This window comes from Cohnella sp. OV330 (assembly GCF_900112065.1).
In the GTDB taxonomy this organism is placed as follows: domain Bacteria; phylum Bacillota; class Bacilli; order Paenibacillales; family Paenibacillaceae; genus Cohnella.
In genome coordinates, this window is the sequence record NZ_FOKE01000003.1 from 446,957 (window position 1) to 461,738 (window position 14,782).

Genomic DNA, 14,782 nt, shown 5'->3' on the forward strand with positions numbered 1-14,782 from the left:
CGCCTCAGTTACACGGTTTTTCCGGCCAACTTGCCACTCTCGTTCCGTCAACCGTCTAAGTTACACGGTTTTACGCCTAATTCTCGAGATATTTGATTCACTTATCTAATTATTGGTCGCATTAATCATTTAATATTTATTTTAATGCTGCTTATTGCATTATTAATGACTCATATATATAATTATGACACACAATAAAATTTAAATGGCGGCATCATTCCGAACCGCCGGGAGGAGAATCAGCATGTCGAACGCCACGAACGCCTTACAGGGAACCGCGCCAGGACTCGAACTCGGTATGGTCATCTGCAAGCATTGTCAGCAGCTCATGTATACGATTCCGACCAACGGCGTGAAAAAAATATACGGCGTGTGCGGGCAGGAAGACTGCTTGGAGACGGTCGAAGCGAGCGAGGTCGAAGATTAATGAGTTTGCAATCCTGGGTTTATTCCTTTGAAGAAGGCAATGCCGGCATGCGGACGCTGCTGGGCGGGAAAGGCGCCAATCTGGCGGAAATGACGCGCGTCGGACTTCCGGTGCCTCCCGGCATCACGATAACGACGGAGGCGTGCCGGGCTTTTTTCCGAGCAGGCAACCGGATTTCGGGCGAGCTGCAGCTGCAGATGAGGGAAGCCGTCGCGCGGCTGGAGGAGAAGAAAGGGCAGCGGCTCGGCGATTCCGAAGACCCGCTGCTCGTATCCGTCCGGTCGGGATCGGTCGACTCGATGCCCGGGATGATGGACACGATTCTCAATCTGGGATTGAACGACGAGACCGTGCAGGGACTCGCCGCAGGTACGGGCAATGCCCGTTTTGCCTACGATTGCTACCGGCGGCTCATCCAGATGTTCGGTCAAGTGGTCCTCGGTATCGAGTCAATCCGCTTCGAGCGTCTGCTGCGTCGGCTGAAGCGGGAGCTTGGCGTCGAGCAGGATCAGGAGGTGTCGGCCGAAGGCTGGATGCAGCTGATCGGGGAGTACAAAGGCTGCGTCAAGGCGTATTCGGGCATCGACTTTCCCCAAGACGTGCATGAACAGCTCACGCTCGCGACCGAGGCCGTGTTCAAGTCCTGGCACAATCAGCGTGCGCAGGTCTACCGCAAGATCAACCGCATTCCCGACGAGCAGGGCACGGCGGTCAACGTTCAGAGCATGGTGTTCGGCAATAAAGGAGACGACTGCGGCACCGGCGTCGTGTTTACGCGCAATCCGTCTACCGGCGAGCGGGCGCTGTTCGGCGAGTACCTGACGAACGCGCAGGGCGAGGACGTCGTCGCCGGCGTGCGAACGCCGCAGTCGATCGCGACTTTGAAGGACGTCATGCCGCGCGTATACGAGGAACTGTCCGAGCTGTGCGCGCGCCTCGAGCTGCATTACGCGGACATGCAGGACATCGAGTTCACGGTGGAGCGCGGCGAGCTCTACGTGCTGCAGACGCGCGGCGGCAAGCGCAACGCCCAGGCGGCGCTGCGGATCGCCGTGGACCTCGCGGCCGAAGGCATCGTCTCGCGCGACGAAGCGCTGATGCGCATCGAGGTGTCCCATCTGGAACAGCTGCTGCATCGCGGCATCGACGAGACCGCGGCGGAAGAGCCGATCGCGTCCGGCCTGCCTGCGTCTCCGGGCGCAGCCGTCGGCATGGCCGTCTTCGACGCGGACACGGCCGCGGCGTGGGCGCAGGCGGGCAAGCCCGTCATTCTCGTGCGGGCCGAGACGACGCCGGAGGATATACACGGCGTGCTCGCCGCCGAGGGCGTGTTGACCAGCCGAGGCGGCATGACCAGCCATGCGGCGGTCGTGGCGAGAGGCATGGGCAAGCCGTGCGTATGCGGCTGCGAGGAGATCCGAATCGATCCGGCGCTGCGACAGGCGGCGGCAGGCGGGCGGACGATCGCCGAAGGAGATTGGCTGACGCTTGATGGCACCAGCGGCAGCATATTCGCCGGCCGGATTCCGCTTAAGGAGGCGGCGGTGACCGACGAGCTGCAGCAGGTGCTGCGCTGGGCGGACGACATCCGTCGGCTGCGCGTCTACGCCAACGCGGATACGCCGGCCGACGCCGGGATCGCGCGCGGCTTCGGCGCGGAGGGCATCGGGCTGTGCCGGACGGAGCATATGTTTTTTGCGCCGGAACGGCTGACGGTCATGCAGGCGATGATCATGGCGGAGTCGCGCGAGGAGCGGCTGGCTGCGCTGGAGCTGCTGCTGCCGATGCAGCAGGCCGACTTCGAGGGGCTGTTCCGGGAGATGGACGGATTGCCCGTTACGATTCGGCTGCTCGACCCGCCGCTGCACGAGTTTTTGCCGCATGCGGGAGAGCTGCAGCAGAAGCTGCAGGCGGCCGGCACGGAGGAGGAGCAAGAACAGCTGCGGCGGATGATACGCAAGGTTCATGCCCTGCACGAAGCTAATCCGATGCTCGGACAGCGGGGCTGCCGGCTGGGGATCGTTTACCCCGAGATCTACGACATGCAAGCCGAGGCCGTTTTCCGGGCGGCTGCGGCCTGCATCGGCGGTGGGACCTCCGTGCATCCTGAGATCATGATCCCGCTGGTCGGCGACGCGAGCGAGCTGAGCCTGCTGCGCGAGCGAGTCGACCGTGCCGCGGATCGCGTGCTCGGCGAGGCGGGCAAGAACGCGTGCGGCTACAAGGTCGGCACCATGATCGAGGTGCCTCGCGCCGCGCTGACGGCCGATCGCATCGCGGCCCATGCGGACTTCTTTTCCTTCGGCACGAACGATTTGACGCAGATGACCTACGGCTACAGCAGGGACGACGCGGAGGGCGGCTTCATGTCGCATTATTTGGAACAGAAGCTGCTGCCGCACAATCCGTTCCAGGTACTGGACCCGGACGGCGTCGGACAGCTGATCGAATTGGCGGCGACGAAGGGGCGCTCGCGCAAGCCGGGCCTGAAGACGGGCATTTGCGGCGAGCACGGCGGGGATAAAGATTCGATCGCGTTCTGCCATCGCGCGGGACTCGACTATGTCAGCTGCTCGCCGTACCGCATTCCGATGGCGCGGATCGCTGCCGCGCAGGCGGCAATCGAGAACGCGGGCGAGGACGCAAAGAGCCGGACCATTCAGGCGATCTAAATAGATATGGAAGAGGGGCAGGCAACCGGGCTGAAAAGGAGAGCCATCGTGATCCGGCGCCGATGCGCGACGGGGATGTGATCGGGACGCGGATCGGTTACAATGGGGGAAAAGAGTCGTCCAGCCTGGAGGTTGCCATGCTCGAACTATCAACGCGCCAGCTCGAGATCGTCGACTTGGTTCGCAAGCGCGCGCCGATCACCGGCGAGCAGATCGCGGAGGCGCTAGGCGTCACCCGCCCGTCGATCCGCTCGGATCTCGGCTTGCTGGCGATGCTGGGCTACATCGATGCCAAGCCTAAGGTCGGCTACTTTCCGGCCGCGGCGCCTAGCGATGCGGGAGCGTCCGGACAGGATGCCGTCCTGCGGATGCGCGTGAAGGAAATTATGGGCGTGCCCGTCGTTCTCCGCGAGACGGCGACCGTCGGCGACGCCGTCGTCTCGCTTTTCCTCGAAAACGTGGGCAGCCTGATCGTCGTCGATGCGACGGGTTCGCTGAGCGGCATCGTTTCCCGCAAGGATCTGTTGAAGGTCGCCGTCGGCAACGCGCACGCGGATGCCGTCATCTTGGGCATGGTGATGACCCGCTACCCCAACATCGTCACCGTCGCGCCGGACGATACGGTCCTCGACGCGATGCGCAAGATGATCCAGCACGAGGTGGACGGCCTGCCCGTCGTTCAAGCGCATCCGCACGGCGGGGCGCCGGCCGCCGAAGTCGTGGGCCGAATCACCAAGACGACCATCCTCAAGCTGATTTACGAGGCTGCGGTATCGAGGGATATTCCCTGAGGCCATGCTATACACCGATCGGCAAGAGCCGGAGGCGGTCCCGACGTCGCGAGCGACGCGGATCGGCCTCTTTCTCTTTGTCGGGACAGCTTTTATGAGAACGGCGCCAAGGCCGCCGACGATTCCCATCGTACCTTAGAACGGAGAGAAACCGCATCATGCTGCAAGTCGTCATCAACGCCTTTCTCCTCGCGCTCGGGCTCATCCTTCCGCTGGGCGCTCAAAATGTATTCGTGTTTAACCAGGGGGCTTTGCAGCCCCGGTACGTCCGCGCGCTGCCGATCACGATAACGGCTTCCGTCTGCGACACGCTGCTTATCTCGCTCGCCGTATTCGGCGTTTCCGCCGTCGCGCTGGGCATCGCCTGGATCAAGGTTTCGCTGCTTTCCATCGGCGTGTTGTTCTTGCTGTACATGGGGTGGGTCATCTGGCGGAGCAAGCCGAGCGCCGCGAAGGACGGACAGGCCCGGCGGCTCGGCGCGAGGCGACAGATCGCGCTGACCGCCTCTTTGTCGCTGCTCAATCCGCACGCGATCATGGACACGGTCGGCGTCATCGGCACGAGCGCGCTGCGCTACGACGGCTTGGACAAGCTCGCTTTTGCCGTTACCTGCATCACCGTGTCGTGGCTGTGGTTCCACGGGCTCGCGCTGGCGGGCAGAATCGCGGGCAAGGCCGATCCCTCGGGCCGTTTCCTTGTCGCGCTGAACAAAATCTCCGCGCTCATCATGTGGGGGACGGCTATATATCTCGGGCTGTCGCTGTTCGAATAGGCGTTGGCGAGGGACGCGATCCTGACCGAAGGGGATATCGTTCAAACGCGAAAAAAGCCGATTGCACATGGTCATAATACGTGTTATATTCTCGGTGAGGTGCGACTATGACAGGCAAAGGCAAGACGCCGAATACCGGCAAGCGAACGACGAGCTTCGACGTGGCCAAAGCCGCGGGCGTATCCCGTAGCCTCGTGTCCGCCGTCATCAACGGCACGCCGGGCATCGGCGTCGGTCCCGAGACAAGAGCAAAGGTGCTAAAGGCGATCAAAGAATTGAATTACCAAGTCGACGCGCAGGCGAGGGCGATGAAAACCGGGCTCAGCCGGTGCGTGGCCGCGTTCGGCGACATGAAAAACCCGCTCTTCCTTCAGCTGCTCGAGGGCATGCAGAAGGCGTGCGCGGAGCGCGGCTACCACGTGCTCATCAGCGGCCAGAGCGAAGACGACCAAGACAGGCTCGACATGCTCGACTTGTACCGCCAGCGCAAAATCGACGGTATCGTCACGCTCGACGATACGGACTACGAGAGCGCGACGTGGATCGAACGCGTCCGGGAATCCGGCGTCCCTTACGTGTCCGTCGAAGGCTATGCCGGAACGGAGGGCGTCGCTTCCGTGCTCGCCGACTACCGCGACAGCATTCGCGAGGCGCTGGACTATATGGGCGGTACGGCGGATCGTTATCCCGTGTACCTCGAAGCCTACGAAGACCGGCCCGAACGGAATTGGGCGGAGCGGGACCGCAATGCCGCGTACGAAGCCTGGTGCGGCGCGAGGGGCTGGACGCCCGTCGTCCATCGCTTTCACGTGCATGACGAGGCGTGGCCCGGCCGGTTCTTGGAGACGGCCGCAGCAGGCAGGGGACTGCCGCCGATCCTGATCAATTGGTCGGTGGGCGCCGTGCCGCTGTACAGGGCGGCATGGAGGCGAGGCATTCGCATCGGGGACGAGCTCGTCGTGATGGCCGGGGACAACACCCGCAGGAGCAACGCGTACATGAGTCCGTCTCTTGCGTCCGTGGAGATTCCCTATGCCAAAATGGGAGAAGAGGCGGTTCGCTTGCTGCTGGAGCCGTTGCAGGACGAGCGCGCTTCGAAGCGCTGGCTGCGTGCGTCGATCAGGCCGGGAGACAGTGCCCCTAAGGGAGCAGGCGGGTAAAGGCGCCGCTTTTTAAGCGTTTATAACACGTGTCATAATCATTTGGAGGAGGTCTTCATTCATGTTTTGGATCGTGGAGAAGCTTCAGAAAAGAATCGAGGAATTGGCCGCTTACCGCTACCGCCATGCGCTGGCGCTGGACGAATGGGAAATGCAGGAGGACGAGGCGGGCGCGAACGGCGTGCATCGTCCGCCCGAGATCGCGGGCGAGCTTCGGATGCGCAAGGGAGACCGCTGGGTCGGATACGACCGGTACGTCTGGCTGCGGCGCACGGTTCGCGTGCCCGAAGAGTGGCAGGGCCGGGAGGTCGTCGGTTTGTTCGACTTCGGCCTGACCGGATCGGGCAATAACTCTGCTTTCGAGTCGCTGCTGTATTTGAACGGCCGTCCTTTTCAAGGCGTCGACACGAACCATCAAGAGGTCTTTCTTCCGGCGGAGCTCGCGGGCAGCGAGATCGAGCTCGTCTTCCGGCTGTGGTCGGGACTCGAAGGCGGCGGAGGTCCGCGCGACCTGGAGCATCAGTTCAAGCGCGCAGAGCTTGCCGTGCTGGACGCGGCCGCCGACGACCTGTACTTCACGGGGCGAGCCGCGCTTGAGACGGCCAAGATTCTGGAGGAATCCAACACGTCCAAGCACGACCTGCTGACGGCTGCGGACAGGGCGTTTCTGCTCGTCGATTGGTCGCGGCCGGGCTCGGACGACTTTTATGCCTCGGTCGGTCTGGCTGCGGAGGCGCTTCGCACGGCTGTATCCGAGCTGGACAAGAACCATCCGGTAACCGTCCGCGCCATCGGGCACACCCACATCGACGTCGCTTGGTTATGGCAGCTCAAGCATACGCGGGAAAAGTCGGCGCGGTCGTTTTCGACCGTCCTCCGCCTCATGGAGAAATATCCGGAGTACGTCTTCCTCCAGACGCAGCCCCAGCTATACGCCTACATAAAAAAGGACTATCCCGAGATCTACGAGCAGATTCGCGAGCGGGTCAAGGAGGGGCGCTGGGAAGCCGGCGGCGCCATGTGGCTCGAGGCGGACTGCAACCTAACGAGCGGCGAATCGCTCGTGCGGCAGATTTTGCACGGCACGCGGTTTTTCCGCGACGAATTCGGCGTAGAATGCGACTACCTCTGGCTGCCCGACGTGTTCGGCTACAGCTGGGCGCTGCCTCAGATTTTGCGCAAGTCCGGCATCAAGACGTTCATGACGACCAAGATCAGCTGGAGCCAGTACAACCGGATGCCGCACGACACGTTCAAGTGGCGGGGCATCGACGGCTCGGAGGTGCTGACCCACTTCATCACCACGCCCGAATTGGCGGATCCGAACGTCTGGTGGTACACGTACAACGGCCAGATCGAGCCGTTCACCGTCAAGGGGATCTGGGACACGTACCGAGACAAGGATATCAACCGCGAGCTGCTGCTGTCTTACGGCTACGGGGACGGGGGCGGCGGCGTGAACCGGCATATGCTGGAGATGCGGCGGAGGCTTGACGAGATGCCCGGCTTGCCCAAGATCGTGCCGGGACGAGCCGGAGACTTTTTCCGCAAGCTGCACGAAACGGTAGACGCCACGGACCGGTACGTCCACACGTGGGACGGGGAGCTGTATCTCGAGTACCACCGGGGCACGTACACGAGCCAAGCCTACAATAAAAGGATGAACCGCAAGCTCGAGCTGATGTACCGCGAAGCGGAATGGCTTCACTCGTTAAGCGCGGTCGTGGGCGGCGGCGATTGGACTGCGTATCCCAAGGAGCAGCTGCACGAGGGCTGGACGACGATCCTGCGAAATCAGTTCCACGATATCATCCCGGGCTCGTCGATCGGCGCTGTCTATGAGGATGCGCGGTCGGAGTATGCCGAAGCGGAGCGCTTAGGCAAGGAAGCGATTCAGGCTGCGGCCGAGCGGTTGGCCGGGCAGGCGGACGATCCTGTCGTCAGCGTGTACAACGGTGCCGCGTTCGATCGGACCGAACTCGTCGGCATCCCGCTGTCCGAGGGCATAGGCACGAAGGGAGCATGGCTGTCCGACGACGGCCGGCCGCTCCGTGCGGAATACAACGGCAGCGAGTGGCTCGTGCTGGCGGAGAACGTGCCGGCGACGGGCGCGGCGACGCTGCGGTTCGATCCGTCCGCCGAGCCGCTCGCGGCGGCCAAGGCGTTCGAATGGGAGGGCGGCGTGCTTCGGACGCCTCATTATGAGCTGGCGTTCGACGGGGCCGGCCGCCTGGTCCGACTGTACGACCGCGGCCTGTCGCGCGAGGTGCTGCCTCGGGGGGCTCGCGCCAACGAGCTGCAGGTGTTCGAGGACAAGCCGAAAATGTTCGAGGCGTGGGACATCGACTTGTTCTATCAGGAAAAGCAGCGGGAAGTGACGGATCTGCGCAAGTTGGATCTCGTCGAATGCGGCGCGCTGAGCGCCGTACTGCGGTTCGAGTGGGCGTACGGCGATTCCGTCATCGAGCAGCGGCTAACCGTCTACGCGCACGACCGGCGGATCGACTTCGCCACGCGGGCGAACTGGCGGGAGCGCCAGCAGCTGCTGAAGGTCGCGTTCCCGGTCGAGGTTCGCGCCACGGAGGCGACCTACGACATCCAATTCGGCAACGTGAAGCGTCCGACGCATTGGAACACGAGCTGGGACCACGCCCGGTTCGAAACCGTCGGCCATCAGTGGGTCGATCTGTCCGAGCGCGGCTACGGGGTCAGCCTGCTCAACGACTGCAAGTACGGCCACGACATTAAAGACAACGTCATCCGCCTGTCGCTCATCAAATCCGCGATCGATCCCGATCCGAATGCCGACCAGGGAGAACATCTGTTTACGTATTCGCTTTACCCGCACGCGGGGGATTGGGCTGCCGGCGGAACGGCGACAGCGGCATGGGCGCTCAACAATCCGCTGCTGACGATTCCGGGCGCGAGCGCGTTCGCGGGCAAGTCGCTGCTGCGCGCGGACGGGGAGCATATCGCCTTCGACGCGATCAAAAAAGCGGAGGACGAGGACGCGCTGATCGTCCGGCTGCACGAATACGCGGGCGGGCGCGGCGTCGCGACGCTGACGTTGGGCTGCAAGATCGCTTCGTGGCAGGAGTGCGACCTGCTGGAGCGTCCGATCGGCGAGCGTCATGACGGCGCCGAACCGCTGCAGTTTGCGCTGGCGCCATACGAGATCAAGACGTTTATGATTCGGCTTTGCGATTGACGATTCGCGAATAGCAGCGCCAAAGGCTCCCTTGCAGCAACGCGAGGGGCCTTTTCTTTGCTTCGTCCCGCGCTGACGGCCGATCAGGGAACGTCGCCCTTATCCGCGCCGCCTTCGATGCCGATATAGACGCTCCCTCCGTCGACGCGGACGGGATGCGTCCGCAGATTCACGCAGGCGGGCGCCCGCTTGGCCTGTCCGGTCGGGATGTCGAAGCGCCCGTTGTGCTTGGGGCACTCGATCGTCCGTCCCGTCACTAGACCATCCGCCAGATGGAAGCGGCCGTGCGTGCAGTGGCCGTCCGTCGCATAATAGGCGTCGTCCTCCGTCCGGTAGACGGCATAGGTCGCGTCGTCGTAGTCGAACCGGATGACGTCCTCGCGGTCGATATCCGAAGTTGCGCAAGCTTTAACCCATCGAACGGATGCCATCGTTCGTCTCCTCCTTTCGTCGCGCAGCCGTTTCCGCGAACGCGCGGATGCGGGGAACGATATAGTCCGGGTCCCGCCGGATTCGCCGCAGCGCGGCGACCGTCTCGCGCACCGCGGCGAAAAAGCTCGGCGCGGGGACGGGACAATCGTGCTTGATCTCCTCATGCAGCGCGGGCAGATTGTAGTAGGGGACCATCGGGTACATGTGGTGCTCTACATGATAGTTCATGTTCGTGTACAAAAACCGGATGACGGGATTCGCGTAGAAGGTGCGGCTGCAGAGCCGATGGTCGAGCGTATCTTCGTACAAGCCCAGATGCTGGGTCCAGATGAGCAGGGCGTTCAGGTAGACGCCGTAGAAAGCGGGCAGGCCGACGAACATCAGCGGCGCGATTGTTCCTCGGGCGATGCAATACGCGGTCAGCGCGGCGTATACAGCGATCATCGCCTGCGCTTCGATAAAAAGTTTGCGATGCTCGGAAGCAGGTATGAGCTCGCGCTCCTCCGGCGTCATCCGTCCGATCGCGTGCAGGAACAGGCCGTTGAACGTCGGCAGGACATTGTCCCGGAGCAGCTGGCGCAGCAGCCGCCTCCAGCGCGCGGGACGCGGCTCGTTGATCTCCGGATCGCTGCCCACGATGATCGTGTCCGAGTGGTGACGGACGTGCGACCAGCGGAACCCCGTAGCCTGATACAGGATCAGGCACGAGCATATCTGATAAATCGCTTCGTTTAGCCAAGCCGTGCGAAACGGCGTCCCGTGGCAGAACTCGTGCCACTTGGAAGTGGCCGAGGTCGTGTAGACGCCGCCGTACACGGCGAACGCCAGAACGTACCACCAGGTCCCCCAGGACAGCCAGGCGATCCAGCCGGTCGCGCCCAGCGCCCACAACCACAGCAGCGTATCGCGCGCAGCCGGTCCGTTCCTGCGCCGCATGAGCGCCTTCAGCCGGTCGCGACGGACGGGCGTTTGATACCACTCGGCCGATACCAGGCCCTTGGCGATCGCTTTGTCTCTTTCCGGTCCGAGAATGCTGTAATCTCTAAGTGTCGCTTGCTCCATCGCGCTTCGTTCCCTTCTCGCCGTCGTCGTTTATGCCTTGAGTGTAAGAGATTTAAAAAAGATTGACTTCCCGAATCCCGTTGAATAGGATCAGAAACATCGGGAGGATGCGAAACGGAGGAATCCGGCATGTCCATACATCTCACGGACCCGCACAGGTGGGTGCTGCGCCCGGAACGGGAAGACGGCATGGAAGCGGCCGATTCGCCGGCGCCGGCCGAGCTCGTCCAACTGGGTCGCCAGCGTTATTCGGAGGCCTATCCGATCGGGCCTCATCGCCACGACGGCGCCTACGAATTCGTGTATGTAGAGCGCGGCGCCGTCACTTGGGAGGTCGGCGGATCGACGTATTCGACGATGGCGGGTCAATGGTTCATTACGCATCCCGGCGAGCTGCACAGCGCGCGGTTCGACCATATGGAGCCGAGCCGGATCTGGTGGTTGATCCTGGCGGCGCCGGACGAACGGCCGGGCTGGCTGCGGCTGTCGGAGGAGGAGCGAAGCTGGGTGAGCGGCCGGCTCGGCGGACTGCCCCGGGTATTTCCGGACGCGGGACGGGCGCGCGAGCAATTGGCGGAGCTCAAGTCCGCGCTGGAGGCCCGGGGCGCGGAAGGCGCGCTTGGCGCGAGGCATTGGCTGCTCGATATCGTCCTCGGCTTTTTTCGCGCGCCGGCAGCCCCTGCCGATTCGGCGTTGCTCGAGGCGATCAGGCGGTCCGTCGCGGACGCGGCTGCGCGGCCGGAGCAGCGCGTGACGGTGGCGGAGCTTGCGAATGCCGTGCATTTAAGCGAGTCGCACTATTTCAAGCTCTTCCGCGCGCTGTTCGGGTTGTCGCCGGCCGTCTATCTGGATCGGGCGAGGATGGAGCGCGCGTGCGAGCTGCTGCGGGCGGGCCGTTCCGTCACCGACACGGCCTTCGAGCTCGGCTACAAGACGAGCCAGCACTTCGCCACTTCGTTCAAGAAGACGATCGGACGATCGCCGCAGCAGTGGAGAGCCGATGACGAAAGGGGGCGCGGGCACGGGGGCGAATAATCGCCGGATGCGGAAGGGCAATGCGTGCGCGCCATGGGATAAGGGAGGCGATTGGCATATGATCCGGGAGGGCATGCTGGAGGAAGGGCTCATCGCCTTCACTACATGAGAGTAATGTTTATAAATGATAGCGATTCTATTAATAAATGATACTTTTATGGTACATGTTTGATAGTGAAATGGGATAACCAGTAAGCTCAGAACGTTGAACTTACTGGTTTTTTCATGAAATCGTTTATCGAAAGTTCGATCATCACGTTGCAGGACAAGGTATTGCAAAAAATCTGCAGATAGCTTCCCTAATCCAGTTGTTTTACAACATCTCCATCGTTTTTGCTCTGTGTTATAGTAATGACACCTACCGCAGCGTAGGCCCATTATTGAGGAGGTCGATGATGGCATGGCTGAGAGAATGAAAACGGCTCGTAAGATCATGTTGACTGTACTCTGTTTATTAAGTTTGGTGTCTGCCGTCTCTGTCGCATCTGCGGAAAGCATATCAACCATCGAAAGCAATGCTTCCTATCATGCCAAAAGAACTTTTGGCAGCGGGTTGTATGACAGTACGGCGAATAAGACCTTCGTGACGTATAGCGGTCCCCAGATGGACGTTTATGTAAAGGCTTACAACCATTCGACGAATAGCTGGGAATCGGCTATCAAAGTGTATGATTGGAATGACTCTTCCACGTATGCTTATCATGACTATCCAACGATGGTGCTGCTGCCGGACGGGAAGCTGGGCATATTCATCAACGATCACGCCACGGCCGCCTATTTGATTAAGGCCCCGAATGTGCATTCTTTATCCGGGACATGGGTGCGAACGCTGATTAGCAGCGATAAAAATGCTTATCCAATGCCAGTCATCTCCGGTTCCACCGTATATTACTTCTACTCAAAAAATGACGATCAATCCTTCCCCTATCGAAGCTATAAATATATCAAGTCGACGGATAGCGGTGTGACATGGTCATCCCCGCTTGCGATCATCGACACCCAAAAAACGAATGGCCAGTTTGACGAAGTCTATGCTTACGGCGTCGCAGAGAAAAATGGAAAGATCTATATTACATGGTCGATGTCAGGCGGAAGCGGCGGACACGATCATTCTTCAAAAAATTTATATCTTGCTTACTTGAATACAGCCGACGGAGCGATGTACAACGTTGCCGGAACGACGGCAGGCAATGTGGTCAACACCTCGGATCTCGCGGGCTGTCTCATCACGGAGGCCGAACCGCTCACGACGAGCAACGTCTATAACGATCGCCATCCCATTTCGAATTCGGCCCCTTCGGTTGCCGGCGACGGGACGGTCGTAGTGGGATTCGGGCAACAGAATACCGATGGTTCCGGCACCAAGACGATCAAGCTCGCCTCCTTCCTGAACGGGGTATGGTCATTTAAAACGGTAGATACGGCCGCTTCCGGCTTTATGGACCTGGTCAAGAGCGGATCCGGCGCGCAGCAGTTCGATATTCTGTTTAGCTCGTCAACAGCGACTGTGCTGACCAGCAAGCAAACGACAGATCTTGGGGGCAATTGGACGAATTTATATACCTTTAACGTTCCGTTCTCCTCCAATGCAGACACGATGGTATACGCCAACTTTATCGAGAACAGACAGACGGTTCGCGTTGTCGGAGGAACGATTAATACGAGCGAACGACAGACGGATTATACAGGAAAATGGAACATATTCGGAGTTCTTCAATAAACCATAGGGAGTTGGACAGTGAACCGGCCAAATATTTTGTTACTAATGACGGATCAACAGCGTTGGGATTCGCTTGGTTGTTACGGCAATTCCCTCATCGAGACGGCGAATCTGGATTGGTTGGCGTCCGAAGGTACCGTGATGACGCGCGCATACACGCCAAGCCCTTCGTGCATTCCAGCCAGGGCAAGCCTCCTGACGGGGATGGATCCCTGGCATACCGGGGTGCTGGGAATGGGACGCGGTCAAGGGCCGATGGGCACCGGCTTCAGCCACACGCTGCCAGGCGAGCTGGCCAAGGCGGGCTACCATACGCAGGGGATCGGGAAAATGCACTTTTTTCCGCAACGTTCGTTAAACGGTTTCCATCATACGCTGCTGGACGAATCGGGCAGAGTGGAGGATCCCGGATTTTTGTCGGATTACAGAGCTTGGTTCGAGCGCAATAAGACAGGCGATTACGGCTTCACCGATCATGGCATCGGTTGGAACTCCTGGATGGCAAGGCCCTATCACGCGCCGGAATTTTTACACCCGACCAACTGGACGGTGAATGAGTCGATCGCCTTCTTGAAGAGGCGGGATCCTTCGAAGCCGTTTTTTCTGAAAACGTCCTTCGCGCGGCCCCACTCTCCCTACGATGCGCCACCCTTTTACTTCGAGATGTACCTCGGTCGCAGCTTGCCTGAACCTGTCGTCGGCCAATGGGCCGAAAAGCATGACCGCCCGGAGGAGGCCTGCAAGCCGGACGCATGGAGAGGCGTACGCAACACAGAGGAAATAAAGCGCGCGCGCGCCGGATACTACGGTTCGATCCATCATATCGATCATCAGATCGGACGCTTGTTCCAGTATATGATTCAAGAAGGGCTGATGGACAATACGATGATCGTATTTCTGTCCGATCATGGGGATATGCTGGGAGATCACAATCTGTGGCGCAAAACCTATGCATATGAAGGAGTTGCCCGAATTCCGTTTATCGTTCGTCTGCCTGGATCCTTCGGCATGTCGGCCAAACGGATCGACGTTCCGGTCGCGATCTGCGATGTCATGCCGACGTTGTTGGAGGCCGCGGGCGTTCCGATCCCGGCATCCGTAGACGGGGTCAGCCTGCTGCCGGCGCTCAGTGGCGAGGCGGTAGGTTGGCGCGATTATATTCACGGGGAGCATAGCGCTTGCTATGCGGAAGAGCAAGAGATGCAGTATGTGACCGACGGCAAGATGAAGTATATTTGGTTTCCAAGAATCGGTTCGGAGCAGCTATTCGATCTGACGGAGGATCCGATGGAGTGCAACGACATCGCCGGCAAGAGAGAATATGCGCAACAGCTCAAGCATTGGAGAGACAGGCTAATAACGGAGCTTGAGCCTCGCGGCCTCGGACTGACGGACGGAGACCGGCTGGTCTGTCAGGCAGGCAAGCCGCCAATCATTTCTCCGCATTACGAATTGCGAATGAGTGGAAAGATTTGAACGAGTCTAAAAGCTGACCCTGCCCA

General features: G+C 60.6%; 11 protein-coding genes. 9 read left to right on the plus strand and 2 right to left on the minus strand.

Annotated elements, in window-relative coordinates; translation table 11 throughout:
• Positions 1 to 244 precede the first annotated feature (244 nt).
• From BM235_RS09005 to BM235_RS09030, 6 genes are all read left to right on the plus strand, one after another.
• Entirely contained in the window at positions 245 to 427 is a 183-nt protein-coding gene (locus BM235_RS09005; protein WP_090111829.1) for a GapA-binding peptide SR1P, read from the plus strand.
• Entirely contained in the window at positions 427 to 3,099 is a 2,673-nt protein-coding gene (gene ppdK / locus BM235_RS09010; RefSeq protein ID WP_090111831.1) for a pyruvate, phosphate dikinase, read from the plus strand. The genes BM235_RS09005 and ppdK overlap by 1 nt, the downstream gene beginning before the upstream one ends.
• Before the next feature lie 137 nt (positions 3,100 to 3,236).
• On the plus strand, positions 3,237 to 3,890 hold the full coding sequence (locus BM235_RS09015; protein WP_090112258.1) for a helix-turn-helix transcriptional regulator: 654 nt from the start codon (positions 3,237 to 3,239) through the stop codon (positions 3,888 to 3,890).
• A 158-nt stretch (positions 3,891 to 4,048) separates the two neighbouring features.
• The gene (locus tag BM235_RS09020) at positions 4,049 to 4,663 is read left to right on the plus strand and encodes a LysE/ArgO family amino acid transporter (RefSeq protein WP_090111833.1); all 615 of its coding nucleotides are present in this window, start codon (positions 4,049 to 4,051) and stop codon (positions 4,661 to 4,663) included.
• A gap of 107 nt (positions 4,664 to 4,770) precedes the next feature.
• Positions 4,771 to 5,823: a LacI family DNA-binding transcriptional regulator gene (locus BM235_RS09025; RefSeq protein WP_090111835.1), complete on the plus strand. Its 1,053-nt coding sequence runs from the start codon at positions 4,771 to 4,773 to the stop codon at positions 5,821 to 5,823.
• Between the two features lie 61 nt (positions 5,824 to 5,884).
• Positions 5,885 to 9,031 carry an alpha-mannosidase gene (locus BM235_RS09030; RefSeq protein ID WP_090111837.1) on the plus strand — a complete coding sequence of 1,049 codons (3,147 nt, stop codon included), beginning with the start codon at positions 5,885 to 5,887 and terminating at the stop codon, positions 9,029 to 9,031.
• A gap of 83 nt (positions 9,032 to 9,114) precedes the next feature.
• On the opposite strand, the gene BM235_RS09035 is transcribed toward BM235_RS09030, so the two are convergent.
• Positions 9,115 to 9,462 (minus strand): MocE family 2Fe-2S type ferredoxin, encoded by a 348-nt coding sequence (locus BM235_RS09035; protein WP_090111839.1) that lies wholly within the window; start codon positions 9,460 to 9,462, stop codon positions 9,115 to 9,117.
• Positions 9,440 to 10,525, minus strand: a complete 1,086-nt coding sequence (locus tag BM235_RS09040; RefSeq protein ID WP_090111841.1) for a fatty acid desaturase — start codon at positions 10,523 to 10,525, stop codon at positions 9,440 to 9,442. Before BM235_RS09040 ends, BM235_RS09035 begins: the two co-directional genes overlap by 23 nt.
• A gap of 129 nt (positions 10,526 to 10,654) precedes the next feature.
• Here BM235_RS09040 and BM235_RS09045 point away from each other — a divergent pair, with 129 nt between their 5' ends.
• From BM235_RS09045 to BM235_RS09055, 3 genes are all read left to right on the plus strand, one after another.
• On the plus strand, positions 10,655 to 11,560 hold the full coding sequence (locus tag BM235_RS09045; protein WP_090111843.1) for a helix-turn-helix transcriptional regulator: 906 nt from the start codon (positions 10,655 to 10,657) through the stop codon (positions 11,558 to 11,560).
• 400 nt (positions 11,561 to 11,960) lie between these two features.
• The gene (locus BM235_RS09050; protein ID WP_090111845.1) at positions 11,961 to 13,280 is read left to right on the plus strand and encodes a BNR-4 repeat-containing protein; all 1,320 of its coding nucleotides are present in this window, start codon (positions 11,961 to 11,963) and stop codon (positions 13,278 to 13,280) included.
• Between the two features lie 18 nt (positions 13,281 to 13,298).
• Positions 13,299 to 14,756, plus strand: coding sequence for an arylsulfatase (locus tag BM235_RS09055; protein ID WP_090111847.1), 1,458 nt, complete (start codon positions 13,299 to 13,301; stop codon positions 14,754 to 14,756).
• Positions 14,757 to 14,782: the final 26 nt, after the last annotated feature.

What these genes read in the sequence shown, in the direction of transcription:
- BM235_RS09025 (WP_090111835.1), top strand. Translation starts at nt 4,771, where the DNA reads ATGACAGGCAAAGGCAAGACGCCGAATACCGGCAAGCGAACGACGAGC.
- BM235_RS09005 (WP_090111829.1), top strand. Translation starts at nt 245, where the DNA reads ATGTCGAACGCCACGAACGCCTTACAGGGAACCGCGCCAGGACTCGAA.
- BM235_RS09045 (WP_090111843.1), top strand. Translation starts at nt 10,655, where the DNA reads ATGTCCATACATCTCACGGACCCGCACAGGTGGGTGCTGCGCCCGGAA.
- BM235_RS09020 (WP_090111833.1), top strand. Translation starts at nt 4,049, where the DNA reads ATGCTGCAAGTCGTCATCAACGCCTTTCTCCTCGCGCTCGGGCTCATC.
- BM235_RS09030 (WP_090111837.1), top strand. Translation starts at nt 5,885, where the DNA reads ATGTTTTGGATCGTGGAGAAGCTTCAGAAAAGAATCGAGGAATTGGCC.
- BM235_RS09035 (WP_090111839.1), bottom strand. Translation starts at nt 9,462, where the DNA reads ATGGCATCCGTTCGATGGGTTAAAGCTTGCGCAACTTCGGATATCGAC.
- ppdK (WP_090111831.1), top strand. Translation starts at nt 427, where the DNA reads ATGAGTTTGCAATCCTGGGTTTATTCCTTTGAAGAAGGCAATGCCGGC.
- BM235_RS09040 (WP_090111841.1), bottom strand. Translation starts at nt 10,525, where the DNA reads ATGGAGCAAGCGACACTTAGAGATTACAGCATTCTCGGACCGGAAAGA.
- BM235_RS09015 (WP_090112258.1), top strand. Translation starts at nt 3,237, where the DNA reads ATGCTCGAACTATCAACGCGCCAGCTCGAGATCGTCGACTTGGTTCGC.
- BM235_RS09050 (WP_090111845.1), top strand. Translation starts at nt 11,961, where the DNA reads ATGGCTGAGAGAATGAAAACGGCTCGTAAGATCATGTTGACTGTACTC.